General features: G+C 44.1%; 13 protein-coding genes. 2 read left to right on the forward strand and 11 right to left on the reverse strand.

What is annotated here, in order from left to right; genetic code table 11:
- Positions 1 to 315: 315 nt before the first annotated feature.
- The gene (locus PHV44_07215; GenBank protein MDD5593051.1) at positions 316 to 1860 is read left to right on the forward strand and encodes a YifB family Mg chelatase-like AAA ATPase; all 1545 of its coding nucleotides are present in this window, start codon (positions 316 to 318) and stop codon (positions 1858 to 1860) included.
- Between the two features lie 3 nt (positions 1861 to 1863).
- Here the strand turns inward: PHV44_07215 and PHV44_07220 are convergent, their stop codons facing one another.
- The 11 genes from PHV44_07220 to PHV44_07270 form a co-directional block, all read right to left on the reverse strand.
- The gene (locus tag PHV44_07220; protein ID MDD5593052.1) at positions 1864 to 2871 is read right to left on the reverse strand and encodes a hypothetical protein; all 1008 of its coding nucleotides are present in this window, start codon (positions 2869 to 2871) and stop codon (positions 1864 to 1866) included.
- A gap of 26 nt (positions 2872 to 2897) precedes the next feature.
- On the reverse strand, positions 2898 to 4340 hold the full coding sequence (locus PHV44_07225; GenBank protein ID MDD5593053.1) for a glycosyltransferase family 39 protein: 1443 nt from the start codon (positions 4338 to 4340) through the stop codon (positions 2898 to 2900).
- Between the two features lie 17 nt (positions 4341 to 4357).
- Complete coding sequence (locus PHV44_07230) at positions 4358 to 4840, reverse strand: hypothetical protein (protein MDD5593054.1); 483 nt, start codon at positions 4838 to 4840, stop codon at positions 4358 to 4360.
- A 93-nt stretch (positions 4841 to 4933) separates the two neighbouring features.
- The gene (locus PHV44_07235) at positions 4934 to 6421 is read right to left on the reverse strand and encodes a glycosyltransferase family 2 protein (protein ID MDD5593055.1); all 1488 of its coding nucleotides are present in this window, start codon (positions 6419 to 6421) and stop codon (positions 4934 to 4936) included.
- Complete coding sequence (locus PHV44_07240) at positions 6414 to 7349, reverse strand: PEGA domain-containing protein (protein ID MDD5593056.1); 936 nt, start codon at positions 7347 to 7349, stop codon at positions 6414 to 6416. Before PHV44_07240 ends, PHV44_07235 begins: the two co-directional genes overlap by 8 nt.
- An 8-nt stretch (positions 7350 to 7357) precedes the next feature.
- A complete protein-coding gene (folE, locus tag PHV44_07245) occupies positions 7358 to 7915 on the reverse strand; it encodes a GTP cyclohydrolase I FolE (GenBank protein ID MDD5593057.1) in 558 nt (185 codons plus the stop codon).
- Between the two features lie 11 nt (positions 7916 to 7926).
- Positions 7927 to 9309, reverse strand: coding sequence for a tRNA uridine-5-carboxymethylaminomethyl(34) synthesis GTPase MnmE (gene mnmE, locus PHV44_07250; protein ID MDD5593058.1), 1383 nt, complete (start codon positions 9307 to 9309; stop codon positions 7927 to 7929).
- Positions 9290 to 10678: a bifunctional folylpolyglutamate synthase/dihydrofolate synthase gene (locus PHV44_07255; protein MDD5593059.1), complete on the reverse strand. Its 1389-nt coding sequence runs from the start codon at positions 10676 to 10678 to the stop codon at positions 9290 to 9292. The genes mnmE and PHV44_07255 overlap by 20 nt, the downstream gene beginning before the upstream one ends.
- 70 nt (positions 10679 to 10748) lie before the next feature.
- The gene (purH, locus tag PHV44_07260) at positions 10749 to 12305 is read right to left on the reverse strand and encodes a bifunctional phosphoribosylaminoimidazolecarboxamide formyltransferase/IMP cyclohydrolase (protein ID MDD5593060.1); all 1557 of its coding nucleotides are present in this window, start codon (positions 12303 to 12305) and stop codon (positions 10749 to 10751) included.
- A 110-nt stretch (positions 12306 to 12415) separates the two neighbouring features.
- Entirely contained in the window at positions 12416 to 13117 is a 702-nt protein-coding gene (locus PHV44_07265) for a DUF933 domain-containing protein (protein MDD5593061.1), read from the reverse strand.
- A gap of 7 nt (positions 13118 to 13124) precedes the next feature.
- Positions 13125 to 15083: an elongation factor G gene (locus PHV44_07270; protein ID MDD5593062.1), complete on the reverse strand. Its 1959-nt coding sequence runs from the start codon at positions 15081 to 15083 to the stop codon at positions 13125 to 13127.
- A 319-nt stretch (positions 15084 to 15402) separates the two neighbouring features.
- On the opposite strand from PHV44_07270, the gene PHV44_07275 reads away from it, so the two are divergent.
- Positions 15403 to 15978 carry an ORF6N domain-containing protein gene (locus PHV44_07275; protein MDD5593063.1) on the forward strand — a complete coding sequence of 192 codons (576 nt, stop codon included), beginning with the start codon at positions 15403 to 15405 and terminating at the stop codon, positions 15976 to 15978.
- Positions 15979 to 15982: the final 4 nt, after the last annotated feature.

Raw genomic sequence — 15982 nt, forward strand, 5'->3', positions numbered from 1 at the left:
CTGCGTAGCCATTATAATGTCCTTTCCTGCCATATGATCCTCCTTTGGAAAGGATCATTATAGCAACTTTGGAACAGGACATTTTTGCTTTGCTAAAAGCGGACATTATTGTATTGCGATTACAGGTTTTTTCTTAACTTCCGCTCTTTCTTACTTGATAGCACGCCCCTCTTAACAGAAAGGGCGGGGTTAACAATTCCGGCGTTAGATTTATCCTTTCTTTGCGTCTATTATAAGTGAGTCCGCCAGAGGCGGGCGAACTTATCCGCCTGCGGCGGATCCGTAAGTTATGTGCTCATTTAAGGAGGTGTGGCGATGTTAGCAAAAGTTTTTAGTTTCGGCCTTTTAGGCATAGAGGCGTATCCTATTGAAATAGAGGTGGATGTATCAAGGGGCCTGCCGGTAATTACGCTGGTAGGCCTTGCGGATACAGCTATCCGGGAAAGCAAGGAAAGGGTGAAATCCGCAATTAAAAATTCGGGTTTCAGCTGGCCCGCAGAACGCATTACCATAAGCCTGGCGCCTTCAGATATCAAAAAAGAAGGCACCTGTTTTGACCTGGCTATAGCCTTAGGCATACTCTCTGCTACGGGACAATTAAACAGCACAAGGCTAAAGGATTATTATATCCTGGGGGAGCTCTCTTTAGATGGCTCTCTGAGGCCGGCAAAGGGCATTCTGCCTGTTAGTATAGCTATAGCTAAATCCGATGATACCAAAAATCTTATTGTTTCCTGCCAGAACGCCAAAGAAGCAGCTATAGTCTCGGGTATCTCTGTCTGGCCGGTAAAAACATTGAAAGAAAGCGTGGAATTTCTAAATAATCCAGAGATGATTAAAACCTTTGAATTGGATGTAGCGCAATTATTTCAAGAAAACGCCGATTACGAAATAGATTTTTCGGAGGTCAAAGGCCAATATCTGGCAAAGAGGGCTTTGGAAGTGGCGGTAGCAGGCGCTCACAATGTGCTTTTTATCGGACCGCCGGGCAGCGGGAAAACTATGTTAGCTAAAAGAATCCCTACTATCCTGCCTGAACTGACCCTTGAGGAAGCCTTAGAGGTCACTAAAATTCATTCAGTAACGGGAACCCTGCCGGTTAAAGACGGTATTATCGCCAGGCGGCCTTTCCGCAGCCCGCACCATACTATCTCCGATGTGGCATTGGTAGGCGGCGGTTCTCTGCCGCAACCGGGCGAGATAAGCCTGGCGCATCAGGGCGTATTATTTTTGGATGAACTACCTGAATTCCACCGTAATGCTTTAGAGGCGCTGCGGCAACCTTTGGAAGAAGGGTCCATACGCGTATCCCGCATGATGAAATCTTTTACCTTCCCCGCTTCTTTTATGTTAGTCTGCGCGATGAACCCCTGTCCGTGCGGATATTATACTCACCCTCAAAAGGCCTGCCGCTGCTCAACAACACAAATAGCCAGTTATATGGGCAAGATTTCCGGGCCTCTCTTGGACAGGATTGACATTCATATTGAAATCCCCGCCGTAAAATATAAAGAGCTGACTGATGTAAGAGATGCCGAGCCATCGCAAACAATTAAGGCCCGGGTAGAAAAAGCGCGGGCAATACAACGGGAAAGATTTTCCGCCGAAGGGCTAAAAGACAAGAGTATTATGTCTAATGCCCGAATGAGCCATAGACAAGTCAGAAAATTCTGTGTCTTAGGAAAAGAGGAGAGTGAACTGCTAAAAATGGCTATGACTGAACTGAATTTTAGCGCCAGGGCATATAATAAGATATTGAAGGTCTCAAGGACAATTGCGGATTTGGGAGGAAGCGAGAATATAAAAACAGACCATATTTCAGAGGCAATACAGTACAGGAGTCTGGATAAGGGCTGGTGAAGATTAATAAAGGGCTTTATCGTTTTCGGGGATAAGCCCCCGGGCTCTCAAAGCCTCATAGATATATTGGGCCGATACCCCTAAGGCACGGGCGTTCTTGTGGCTCTCATCATAGGCATAATTTATGGAAACGGACTGGGGAGTCATGCCTAAACGGTTAAATTCGTCAATGAGGTCAATAAATATGATGTTACCGGAGCCTATGCTTTTTACCAGTTTATGCAATGGCCAATAGGGGTAATTTTCTTTAAAATCCTTTACTGCGATACTGGATGTGGGAAAAATCACTATCACAAGTTTCTGGCCATTCTGCTGAACCATATCAGCCATCTCAAGTATTGCGTTTTTAAGAGGAATGAAATATTTCGGCTGGTGGTAATAGTAATAATTATCCACCTCAGTGCGGATATTTAATCTCTTCCTCTCCCTTATTATGAGTGCCTTTTTGAATCGATAAGTAAAATAACGCACCAGCGCGCTATGGCGCATCAGGAAGGTTTTATTAAAATAATATTCTCCCGGTTCAGGGTCATTTAAGACATAGTTCAGGATAACCAAGTCAGGGTTGTATTTTATGCCCTTGGTTTTAAACATCTCCAATTCCTGAAAAGTGCTGTATCCTTCTACTCCGAAATTAAGGACTTCATAACGCAGGAAATGAAATTTTTTATTAAGTAAATTTTCTAATTGTTTGGGTAAGCTATCATCTTCGGGAAGCATAAAGGAAAAGGTTTCGGAATCGCCCAGCATAATTATACGGAGGGTGCCATCCGGCTTGGCTATAGAATATTCCCGGCCGCGAAAGCCGTCGGAATTTATGGATATGCCGCCGGATTTAGCCCCAGGGATGAGTTCATAACGCAGGTAGGGATTGCTGCTTTTCCTGTAAATCGGGCGTTTCACCCACCCGCCCATCTCCCAGGTAAAACGCATGATAATTTCAGCGCAAAATAAGACAAAGAAAACAGAAACCAAAGAAAGCAGGATATTAGAAATTAAAGACCTCTTCAAAAGAATCTCCTTACCAATACAGAACCTTAAGGCAGGATGACTGTTACTCCTGCGGCCTGCGGGCTTACAATGACTATCCTATCTTTATATTTTAAGAGAATCTGCCATTTTTGTTTTACGGACGGATTCAACCCTAAGAAATCCTCTTCGCTCATATAACAGACTCTCGGCTTTATCAAAAGGTTATTCCCCAATTCATCTTCCATTTTTACCTTATCCTCTATATATTTGACGCGGGATAGTTCCTGCGAATAAAATAAAAGAGAGGCCATATCCTGTTTATAGGCGATAAATTCATATTCGGGCAGCTGTTTTAAGGTCTCATCTATAATAGGGCTGAGGCGAATAATCTCCGCAAAACGCTTGCTGCGGATATTCAATGGAAAACAGAGCATCACGATAGTAGCGATGATTAAAATATATTTGCAACCCTGCGCTATTTTAAGTTTCAGCGGTTCCTTAAAAATCCTCTCGCAGGCCATACCCACTAATAATGAAGTGGCCGGATACATCGACAGAATAAAATAATGCAGCTTCTGCCTGCCGAAGGAGAATGCCAGCGGGAAGATAACCGCCCAGATAATCAAGAGATAAAATTCGCCTCTTTTATCCCGGCGCGCCTCTTTAATTGCCAGGTACCCGCCGTAAAGCGCTAAGGGGAGCAAATAAAAATATTTGCTCGCTATTGCCTTTATATAATAATACCAGGGTACATTGAATGCCGGGGATTTTAAAAGGTGCAAGAAATTCCAATTTAACCAGGGATTAAATAAGGTATTCTCATCAAGCCAAATCCAGGCCATAACAGGCAATATGGCTACGACTAATCCGCAAATAAATAAAGGTTGAAAGAATTCTTTCCAGCGTGAGGTAACAACTAAATATATAAAGACAACCACTAAAGGCGCTAACCCCATGACATCCTTAGCAAATATGGCTAAAGAGGTAAATAAACCAAAAATAAGATAATAGGCGCGGGAACGTTTCTGCGCCAAGACAAAACTTAAGATAGCCAGGGTAATAAATAAACTCACCGGCAAATCCATCCGGCACTGCCGGGAAAGGCGTACGATATGATTAGTAAAAAGAAAACTGAAGCCCGCGAAAAATCCTACCCAATGATTTTTCAGCAACTTGCCAAAATAAAATATTGCCCCTACCAGCGCTATAGCGCTGAGCATGGAAAATAACTTGGCGCTAAAGGTGGAGACCCCGAGGAACTTAAAGAAAAACGCAGTAGCCCAGATACACAGCGGGAAATGATAATAAAAGACTCCCTGGTAGACAGGGTCATACAGCCCCAACCATTTATGCGTACGCAAAATCTCCTTCGCCACTGCCGCATAATTACAGGAATCCACATCCAGCCCACCCGGCACCCAGGCATAAGCAAAAATCAGTATTGCCCCCGCCCAAAGGAGTATCCAGAATAAATAATTATTTTGTATCCTTGCGATTACGGCCTTCATTCCATCCGATAAAGTTTTTAGTATTTTATCTGCGTACCACGTATCTCTTGTTGTGTCGCGTTTTTAAAATCTGTCTGCGTCCAAGTGTCGCCGTCTCCCGCCACATTAGCACAAGTCCAGATATTCCCCTCTTCGGTATCTATGATAATTGCCGGCACCTTGAAATTCCCCTCCTGCCATTCCAATATCCTGGCTACATATCTTTTGTGGGATAAGGCATCCTTATTCCGGGCCAGGTCTGTCTTAAGCCAGATGGGCCTGGCATTCTCCAGGTCCTCACAGACCCAGACTATCCCCTGGAAACTATCTAATATCAAACCCGGGATGCTCGTATTCTGGGTAGAACGGCCTTTCATCATCAACAATGTAAACCTGCCTTCGTTCTCACCTGTGGCGGCATAGTCATCTATTGCTATGTTACTAAGGTTCGTCTGGGCTAATGCAAGACCAGTTGAAAAAATAAAACTAAATAAACAGATAAAAAATATTATCTTTCTCATCTTCACCCTCCCATTTAGATATGTTGTGTCAAAGTATCAATGTATCAGAGTGTCAAAAAACTTTGATACCTTGACACTTTGAAACTGCTTTTATTATTTGCGTTTCTTTTCGGTATGGGAAAACTCCATATATTTTCCCAGCATTAAACGTGTCTGCGCATCTAAGGCAGGGGCAGACCCCAGGATCAAAACGATAAAGGGAACAATGACCCATTCCACAACCATCACTATATTTTTAATCCATTTGACGCCGGCGGGCCTCTTAGGCAGGATCGTGCGGCTTAAGAGAATCCAAATCAAGCTGGTCCCCAAAGTAAAGTTGAGCAATAGCCCGGTAATCCGCGGCAGATTATAACCTATGGGCATCTGATTAAAGAAAGCGCCTCCTAAAAAGATAGGTAGCGGCGTGATGAGCATCATAATAATTGCCCATACCGCCCAGGTAATGTGGCTCTCCAGAAGGTGAAACGACCGCCTTATCTTCTTTACCAAGGGTATATCTTTTTTATTTAAGAATTCGCTGACTAAAAAAGGAAAGTTCTCTACGCCCCAGGCCCATCTCCTCTTCTGCCTGTATTGGATAAGGATAGTCTTAAAGAAGTTGCTGGAATAAGCCACGTCCATAGAAACAGTGATGTATAACGGCACAACGCGGTAATCTCCATTATAAAAAAGGAAGGCCTTCCAATAGACCACAGAATCATCGGAGACCATATTTACCGGCCAGTAATCTATGGCTATCAAGGACTTAAAACTCATGCTGTGGCTGGAAAAAGTAACAAATTTCTCCAGGCGCATACTCTCAATCATCTGGCAGAAGGACGCGCTTATCTCTACTAAACGGGCAAAAGAGGGGGCATGCCAGATATTATTGTTGTAAACCGGAATGGGCTGGTAACTGGCCTGATGCGGCTTGGGAGAAGTCAAAAAATGATAGGTAAGGCATCCGAAATATTGCCTTTCCACGCAGGTATCCGCATCAAAGCAGGAAACAACGACGTTTTCAAAAGGAATGAGATGCCCGGCCAGAAATTCCCTGGCCTTTTTAGCTGCCCAGGTAGCGTTAGCACCCTTGGTGCGGGTCTCCCCGGGGAGGCCGTCAGGATGAAAGGTGGATAAATAACCAAAAAATAAGGATTTAAATTCTGCCTCGAGGGCCTGGGCATGTTCCCTGGAAGGCGCATAGCGCTCTTCAAAAGCAACTACCAGGATTATTTTTTCCTTGGGATAGCGGCATTCCCTGATGGCCTCAAGAGATGGCCTCAAGATATCCAAGCCCTCTTTATACACCGGGAAGATAACCAGATGGTAAATGGCCTGCCAGTCCTTATGCGCGCTTAACTTCTGGCAGTCTGTCAACCAGTCCCTGTTTTTCTCTTGCGATAATTTTTTATAGGCCATAAACAAAAGCGTAGTCAGATAAGCAGTGCGGATAATCCAGTAGAAATCAAAAATAATAATCAGGACCGCGCAAAAGATAGGCTGCCATATGGAGAGCGCAACCATAGAAATAAGTATCCCCCAGGAGATACTCCCCGGAATGATTTCAAGATATCTTTTAATTTTCAGATTTTTACTCATCGGAATTTACTTTTATCAAATCCTCTAAAGGAACGGCCCTGGCGTTTAATTCCAATTTATAGAGATTATCGTAGATATTGCCGTCTGCCGCTGTTTGGCTATCCAGAAAATAAAGCGTATCGCTATGGCCGTCATAAAAACAGGAGGTATCTTTTTTGTTTAAATTTACTAATTTGACCGATACTGCCTGAGGCTGGGCTTCCAACGCCTCCACGCTTATATTGCTGATTAAGACCAGATGATAACTGTCGGAATGCCAGAATACGTCCGCTATCCTGCCATTTTCATAATTTAATATAAAAGGTGCTTTCTGCGTTATTTTATTCTGCGGCTCTAAGTAGGCTATGCCGATTTGCCGGGCATTAAAATATAAAAGCTTTTCCCTGTCAGGAGAGACCTTCCATTTAAAGGGAACCGGAGAGATGACTATAAAATCAGTAATTTTTTCCAAATGCCCGCCCTCTGAGTCTGATTTATAGATGCCTTCCTCTTCTGCGTTAATGAAATAGATTATCTCCCTTTCATCATCTATCCAGAAAGAGGTAAGCCTGTCTTTATTTACCTGCTTGACGTTGGGCCTTAAAGGAAAGAGTATCACTTTTTCTAAGCGCGTTACCGTAGCTGCCCCCACATCAACCTCATTGAACCAGGGATAATGCCTCTCTAGCTCTAAGTCAATATGATATCTGCCGGGTAAAAGTTCAGTGATGGTAGCGGGGGTCCTCGCCCCCAGTAATTTTTTGTTTAAGTAAATACTTGCTCCCGGGGGCTGGGTCTTTAGGACAATTAAGCCCGTCTTGGTAAACTTCAGGGTATGCGGGTTAAATTTATAACCCAGGGCAAAAGAGAGGATAAAGGGCAGCCCCAGAAAAAAAATAGCTACGCTTAGATAAAATAAAAAAGCCCTGATCTTCTGTTCCGAGAGCATAATTTAGTTTATGACTTAATTAAGGCCAGGGTCTCGGCGCGGGTCTTTTCGTTTTCTTTAAACACCCCCCTTACCGCAGAAGTAACCGTCAAGGTCCCCGGCTTTTTCACACCGCGCATAGACATACACATATGCTCTGCTTCAATAACGACCATGCACCCTTGCGGTTTTAACTTTGACATAATAATTTCGGCGATTTGGGTAGTCAGCCGTTCCTGAACCTGGGGGCGTTTTGCTAAAATATCGACCACGCGGGCTAATTTACTCAAACCCGTAACGCGCCCGCCCTTGGGAATATAAGCAATGTGCGCTTTGCCTAAAAAAGGAAGCAGATGGTGTTCACAAACGCTATATAAAGGTATCCCTTTTAATAAAATTATCTCTTCGTGTTTCTGGTCCAAAATAACTTCTAACTCTCTTTGGGGATCCTGCCGCATCCCTGAGAATATCTCTTCGTACATTTCTGCGACGCGTTGCGGGGTATCCTGTAAATCTTTCCTCTTCGGGTCCTCGCCGATTGCCTCTAATATATTCTTGACCGCATTTGCGATTTTTTTCTTATCCATTGCGCCTCCGCTTACTTACCGATGCAAAACTGGCTGAAAATCCTATCCAGCAGGTCTTCCGAAAATCTCCTGCCTAATATGACGTCTAAATATCCCAACGCCTCCTTGATATCCTGGGCAATAAATTCTAAAGATAATTTATTATCCAACGAATCCGCTGCCTCTGCAACAAGTTTCTCCGTTCTCCTTAAGGCCTCAATGTGCCTTAAGTTACTGATTAATACCGATTCCGGTTGCGCTACTTTGCCGTTATAAACTAAACCGGCAATAGCAGATTCAATAAGGGTAATATTTTTACCTTTTTTTGCGGATATGCTGATCGCGCCCGGAAATCTTTTTAAAATCCGGGCTCTTTCAATCTTTTGTTTTAAATCTATCTTATTTATAATAGCGATGGCGGGTTTCTTTTTCAGCTTCTCCATCAGGGCTATATCCTCACGGGCGATTCTTTTGCTGCCATCGAATAAAAGGATGACTAAATCTGCCGAAGCAATATATTTTTTTGAGCGTTGTATGGCTTTTCTTTCTATAAGGTCTTTCGGTTCAATAATTCCGGCGGTATCCACAATCTTAACCGGGATGCCTCTGATATCAATGATTTCTTCGATGGTATCCCGCGTTGTGCCGGCTATGGGCGTAACTATGGCGCGCTCCTGTTTCAAGAGGGCATTTAAAAGCGAAGACTTGCCTACGTTGGGCTTGCCGCAGATTACCGCATTTATGCCTTCGCGTAATACCCTACCCTGCCATGAAGTTTCTAAAACAGTTTTCAGCATTCTCTTTACCGCTCTTAACTTCTGCGCAATATTTCCTAAATCAACGGCCCCGGTTTCTTCGTCGGGAAAGTCAATGTTTGCCTCTATCTGCGAAAGTATATCTAAGAGAGATTCTCTTAAATTATCTACTTCAGCGGATAAGTTTCCTTTCAGTTGCCCTGTCCCTATTCTTAGGGCGCTCTCTGTTTTGGAACGAATAATATCCAGGACCGCCTCGGCCTGCGCCAAATCAATCCTGCCGTTTAAAAATGCGCGTTTGGTAAATTCTCCGGGGCAGGCTATGCGGCAACCTTGCTCTAAAACCAAATCCAAAACTGCGCGCAATGCCACGATGCCGCCGTGGCAGTTTATCTCAACGATATCTTCTTTGGTATAACTTCTGGGTGAACGCATTACGGTCAAAATTACCTCGTCGATAATTTTCGCGCCCCTAATGATCCAACCGTAATGCGTAGTATAAGTTTTAAACGTTGAAGGGGCTTTCTTATCCTTGGAAACAAAAATCCTATCCGCTATAGCCAGCGCCTCTTTGCCGCTTATACGCACTATACCGATGCCCGATTCTCCGGTAGATGTGGCAATTGCGGCTATAGTATCGTTAAGGTCGTATTCTATCATTTCTAAAATCACCTACTACGAATAATGAACCGCAAACTAAGATCAAATCCTCTTTTTGGCTAAGCCTCCTGGCTAATGCCTTTGCCTCTTTCACACCATCAGTCATATGGATTTTTTTGCCGGGAAAATATTGGGCCAAAACCTCAGGTTCACTGGCGCGCGGGTTATCAGCCTTGGTTAAAATAATCTCATCTGCCAGTTCATAAAGTTCGCTGCAGATTCCTTTTATATCCTTATCGCTGGAAATGCCTAAAACAAGGATTAATCTCTTATATTGAAAATTCTCTTTGACTGTTTTTTTTAAGGCCTGCGTGGAGGCGATATTCTGCGCGCCGTCTAAAACTATTAAAGGGTCTGGAGAAATAACCTCGCACCTGCCCGGCCAGAGAGTATTATAAAGGCCGCCTCTTATCGCATCCATGCCCACATCAATATTATAAACCCTTAATGCCTCAATTACGCCTACAGCCACAGCCGCATTGATTAGTTGGTGTTTACCTAAAAGCCTTATTTTTAAATTTGCGTACTCGCCAGATATGCCTTTGACTTTAAAGCGGTAAGCTGTAAGCGGTAAGCTGTAAGCGGTAACTAAAATATCTTTCCCGACTTCAAGTAATCTTGCTCCTAATGTTTTGCATCTATTTCTTATGACGCCAAGGGCCTCGTCTTCCTGCGGCGCACTTATTACTACAGACCTTGACACCTTGACACCTTGACACCTTGACACCTTTATGATTCCCGCTTTCTCCGCCGCAATCTCTTTTAAGGTATTGCCGAGCTTTTGCGTATGCTCATAACTTATGGGAGTGATAGCTGCCACCAAAGGATTGACGACATTAGTAGCGTCCAACCTGCCGCCCAGGCCGGTCTCTAAGACCGTAAAATCAACGCTTTTCTCTTTGAAATAAACAAAGGCTAAAGAAGTGTAAACTTCAAAGAAAGAAAGCGGGCCATATTCACAGCGTTTATTGTAATTTTGAATCGCGGGTTTTAATCTTTCTGTAAGTAAAGTTAAATCCTCTTGAGAAATCATCCCCTCAAAGTCTTCTGTGCCTTGACACTTTGACACTTTGACACTTTGACACTCTAAAATGCGTATTCTTTCTCTAAAGTCCGATAAATGCGGAGAGGTGTATAAGCCTACCCGGTATCCGGCCTGCCTTAATATATAAGCAATGAATGCGCAGGCCGAACCTTTACCTTTGGTGCCTGCTATATGTATGCATTTTAAACTATCCTGTGGATTACCAATTAGGGTTAAGAAATCTTTAACCCGCTCTAATCTCAAAGATTCCTTATAAGGATAAGCGGAGATCTTCTCGTAATCGACAAAAGATTCCAGGTATTGGATGGTTTGGGGGTAGGTCATTTATTAGGTAATAGGTATTTGGTAATAGGTGTTAGGTACAACCTAAAACCTAACACCCAAAACCTAAGACCTAATGTTTGAAGTGCCTGATGCCGGTAGTGACCATAGCGACTTTATATTTATCGCAGGCTTTAATTATCTCCTCGTCGCTGATTGAGCCACCGGGCTGGATTATGGCCTTTACGCCTGCCTTAGCTGCTTCTATGACCGCATCCGCCTTAGGAAAGAACGCGTCTGAAGAAAGGCAGGAATTCCTGCTTAATTTTCCGGATTTGATCTTGGCTATTTTTACCGAGTCCACGCGCGACATCTGGCCCGCTCCCATACCCACTGTCTTTGTCCCCTGGGTTAGAATAATGGCGTTAGATTTAACATGCTTGGCCACTTTCCATCCGAAAACAAGGCTCTCTAATTGCTTCCGGGTAGGTTTTTTCTTGGTGACCACTTTAAGAATATTCATATCCAGGGTCGCTAAATCTTTATCTTGAAGCAGGAGCCCGCCGCTTACGCGTTTCAACTCCGGTTCATTGATAGGCCCGATATCATTCAGTTCTAACAAGCGCAGGTTCTTCTTATCCTTGAATAACTCTGCTACCCCCTCATCAAATCCCGGGGCAATGACACATTCCAGGAACCCGCTCTTAAGGATATCCCGGGCAGTCTTAAGGTCGAGCTTTCTATTTAATGCTACGATACCTCCGAAGGCAGAAAGCGGGTCGCACTTATGGGCAGCAAGATATGCCTTATCCAGCGCCTTATCCTCTGCTACGCCGCAGGGATTATTATGTTTCACAACCACCGCCGCAGGGTTAGCGAATTCCTTAACTAATTCTAAGGCACTGTTTAAGTCCAGGATATTGTTAAAAGATAATTCTTTACCCTGTAATTGCTTTAAATTAATTAAACCGCGCATCTTGCCTTTTTCTTTATAGAAGGCTGCTTTTTGATGCGGGTTTTCTCCGTATCTTAGGTCCTGAATCTTTTCAAAATTTAAACTCAATGCCTGCGGGAACCCCGCCGAATCTGCCTTGGCCTTAAAATAATTCTGCAGATAATTATAGATGGCATTATCATAGCGGCTGGTGAGCGCAAAGACTTCTATAGCTAGTTCACGCATCAGGCCCGCAGATAAAACGCCTTTATTTTCTTTCAGTTCTGCGATAACCTGGCCGTAACGCGCTGGGTTACATACCACTGCCACAGCCTTATGATTCTTGACCGCAGAACGTAACATCGAAGGCCCACCGATATCGATATTTTCAACCGCCTCTTCTATGGTCACATCCGGCTTCTGCGTAGTTTTTTCAAAGGGATAAAGATTGACTACTACCATATCTATAAGTCCGATATTATGCTCTTTGAGGCTCTGCATATGATTAGGGTTATCCCTTACAGCAAGCAGCCCGCCATGAATCTTAGGGTGCAAAGTCTTGACTCTGCCATCGAGCATTTCGGGAAAACCCGTATATTCGGATACTTCTCTTGCCGGTATATTATTTTCGCGCAGCAATTTTGCTGTGCCGCCGGTAGAAAGAATCTCTACCCCCAATTTATTCAGTTCTCTGGCGAAATCCACTAATCCTGCCTTATCTGATACGCTGATGAGCGCGCGCCTTACTTTAACCATGTTAGCCTTTCCTCCTTAAATGAGCAGATAACTTACGGAGTATTGTAAATACGACGTAAGTTATAGCGAAGTGTCTGCGAATTTAATCCGCCTACGGCGGATAACTTCACTTATTTATTGAAACGGAAATTAACCAGATCCGCATCCTGCATCAGATAATCTTTTTGTTCCAGGCGCATTTTTCCCTGCTGCTTGGCCTGCGTTTCTCCGCCTGCCTGGATAAAATCAGCAAAACTTATAATCTCCGCGCGGATAAAACCTTTCTGTATGTCAGAATGTATTGCCCCTGAGGCCTCCCAGGCAGTAGAGCCCTGGCGGATGAGCCAGGCGCGCGTCTCTTTCTCCCCGGTAGTAAAAAAACTGATAAAGCCGCTTTCTTTCAATGCCCGCGACAATAAATTGCCTGTCTCTGCCGGCTCCTCTTTTTGCGCCACTACAATCGGCTTACTAGTCAACAGGCTATAGCGCGATAATGCCTGTTTCTCGTCGTTATCTAACCCTGCCTGAAAAATAAATCCTTCTTTTTCTAAAACGGATTTTAATTTGTTTAGTAATATTTTTTCCGGTTCTCCTTCGGCGCGGCTAAGGCGCGTTTCTACAAACTCCAGGTCTTTTAGAATCAGGTCTGTGCGCGCATCGCTGGATACCAAAATCGCATCCGCCTCCAGCGCCGCATCTTCGCCGACAAGCTCTACCTGCACATAGGTCTTTTTTTTGGCCTTAGTTATTTTATCTACCTCATCAAGGCGGCTGTCCTTGACATTGTGCTTACCGAGTGGGATATCGGGAAGTGCAAATACGGCTATCTTCATTATTTAATTATTCTTCCTGTTCTTGCTTCCTGCTGGCCTGGTATTGATTTATAATATTCGAGGCGATCTTATGAGGAACCTCTTCGTAATGCGAATAGCGCATGGTATATGTGCCTCTTCCGCCGGTGATCGAACGCAGGTCATTGGCGTAGGTGAACATCTCGGATAAGGGGACCTGGGCCTTTAAAACCTGGCTCCTGCCTTTAACCTCCATACCCATAATCCGTCCGCGCCGGGAGTTGATGTCTCCGGTTATCCCGCCCAAAGATTCTTCGGGGATAACCACCTCCACATCCATAATCGGCTCTAAGAGCACCGGCCCCGCAGCCATGATTGCTTTTCTTAAGGCCATGGAACCGGCAATCTGAAAGGCCATATCCGAGGAATCAACTTCATGGTAAGAACCGTCCACCAGGCGCACCCGTATATCTACTATCGGATAACCCGCTACCGCCCCTTCCAAACATGCCTGAGTTACGCCTTTTTCTACCGAAGGGATGAAATTACGGGGAATCGCCCCGCCGAAAATCTTATCAATAAATTCAAAGCCCTTACTTCTCTCCATAGGCTCTACTTCAATCCAGCAGTCGCCGTATTGGCCGCGCCCGCCGGACTGGCGCTTGAATTTACCTTGGACCTTGACGCTCTTGGTAATGGTTTCCTTATAGGAAACCTTGGGGGTGCCTAATTCTACTTCGACATTGAACCTTTTTTTCAGGCGGCCGATCATCACGCTTAAATGCTGGTCGCCCAGGCCGGAAATAATCAGCTCTTTGGTCTGCGGGTCATGCGTCACCTTAAATGTGGGATCTTCACAGGCCAATTTCTGCAGCGCCCCGGAGATCTTTTCTTCATCCTGGCGGGATTTTGGCTTTACCGAGGCGGAGATGGCAGGCTCAGGGAAAATAACGGGTTCGAATAAAACCTGGCTCTTTTCATCGGAGAGAGAATCCGAAGTTGATGTTTCTCTTAACTTGGCAATAGCCACAATATCGCCGCAGGAAGCAGCGTCAACACCCCGCTGCTCTTTACCCTGTAAAAGATAAATCTGCCCGATCCTCTCCCTTGTCCTCTTATTCACATTGTAAAATCCCGTATTCGATAATAAAGACCCGGAAAAAACACGCAATAAGCTAAGCTGTCCTACATAGGGATCGGATATGCTCTTGAATACAAACGCGCTAAAAGGGCTGTCCTCCTTAAGAACCACTTCTTTTTTTACCTCGGGATTCTGCGGGTTAGAAACTTCTACTCTTGTCCTCTCAACAGGCGAAGGGAAATAGGCGAGGATGCCATTCAATAATTCCTCTATACCCTTTTCGTTTAGGGCTGAACCTGAAACTACGGGAAATATATTGCGCTTGATTACTGCCTGGCGTAAACCGCGGCTTAATTCTTCTGCGGTCAATTTTGTGCCTTCAAGATATTTCTCCAGGAGCTTATCGTCGCTTTCTGCAATAGTCTCTACTAAATCCGGCTCATCTAAAGAAGCGATAATTAAAGCTTTCTTAGAAAGCCCCTCTTTGATATCTACCAGGGTTTTATCGGCATCTACGCCTTCTTTATCTATTTTATTGATAAATATGATACAAGGCAGGTTTGCTTCTTCTAAAAGCTGCCAGGCACGCTCGGTGCCTACTTCCACCCCGGATAAAGCATCCACTACTACCACCGCAGCATCTACCGCGCGTATGCCTGAAATGACCTCTCCAAGAAAATCCGCGTAACCCGGGGTATCGATAATCTGAACCCGGGTGTCTTTATAATTACAATATAAGAGGCTGGCATTAATGGAGTTTCGCCTCTCTATCTCATCAAAACTATAGTCGCTTACGGTCGTACCATCGGCAATGGCGCCTTTTCTGGTAGTAGCCTTGCAAAAATAAAGCAGACTCTCAGAAAGCGTGGTCTTCCCGGATTGGGCATGGCCAAGAAGGATAAAATTTCTTTTATTCTGGGCACCCATGATATGCGCTCCTTTTCTCTAGGGAAAATAAGATAAGGAATTTATATTATATAATAGTAAAAAGGGGGGGTCAAGAATAAAAAACGGAAAACACAAAGTTTAAAGGCATGAATAATGTCTTAGTGGCTGCCTTGTCTTGTTTCTCGCAGGGGCGCTCGTTTTGCCCAGCGTGCAAAACTTCGCTCGACTTTCGGCCTCGCTCTCACCGATAATTTAATGAACTCGCTCCAAACTGAAAACTTCAAACTGAAAAAAGATAAAAAATTTGTGTTAGATTTTGGTATTTTGCACATCTATTATAGTAAAAAGGAGGCCAAAAATGTCTAATTCAATTGCAGCAGAAATAATAGCCACAAAGATTCTAGTTATAAGGGGTAAAAAGGTTATGCTAGATATTGACTTAGCCGTGCTTTATGTTGTAAAAACAGGGAGGTTAAATGAACAGGTAAGTAGGAATATTAAACGATTTCCGGGAGATTTCATGTTTCAACTCACCAAAGAGGAGGCCTTAAACTTGAAATCGCATTTTGCGACTTCAAGCTGGGGTGGCATAAGGAAGCTTCCTCGTGTTTTTACCCAAGAAGGCGTAGCTATGCTTTCAAGCGTATTAAATAGCGAGCGCGCAATTATGGTCAATATCCAAATTATGCGCGCTTTTGCCCAATTGAGGCGTATGCTTTTAACCAATAGAGACCTTAAGCGTAAAATTGAAGAAATGGAAAAGAAATACGATAAGCAGTTTGCTATTGTATTCCAGGCTATTAAACAATTGATAGATACCCCCGCCTTTACAGGCGGGGTTCTTTTAAAAGCCAAACTTCGTTTGTCCTGCGTCTTCCTTCCCCTGCATTGTCACGTATCTTCGTATTGCTTCCTCACTAATCCCTACGGTTGAAACG

It is taken from the genome of Candidatus Omnitrophota bacterium, from assembly GCA_028717245.1.
Classification (GTDB): Bacteria; Omnitrophota; Gorgyraeia; order Gygaellales; family Profunditerraquicolaceae; genus JAGUYA01.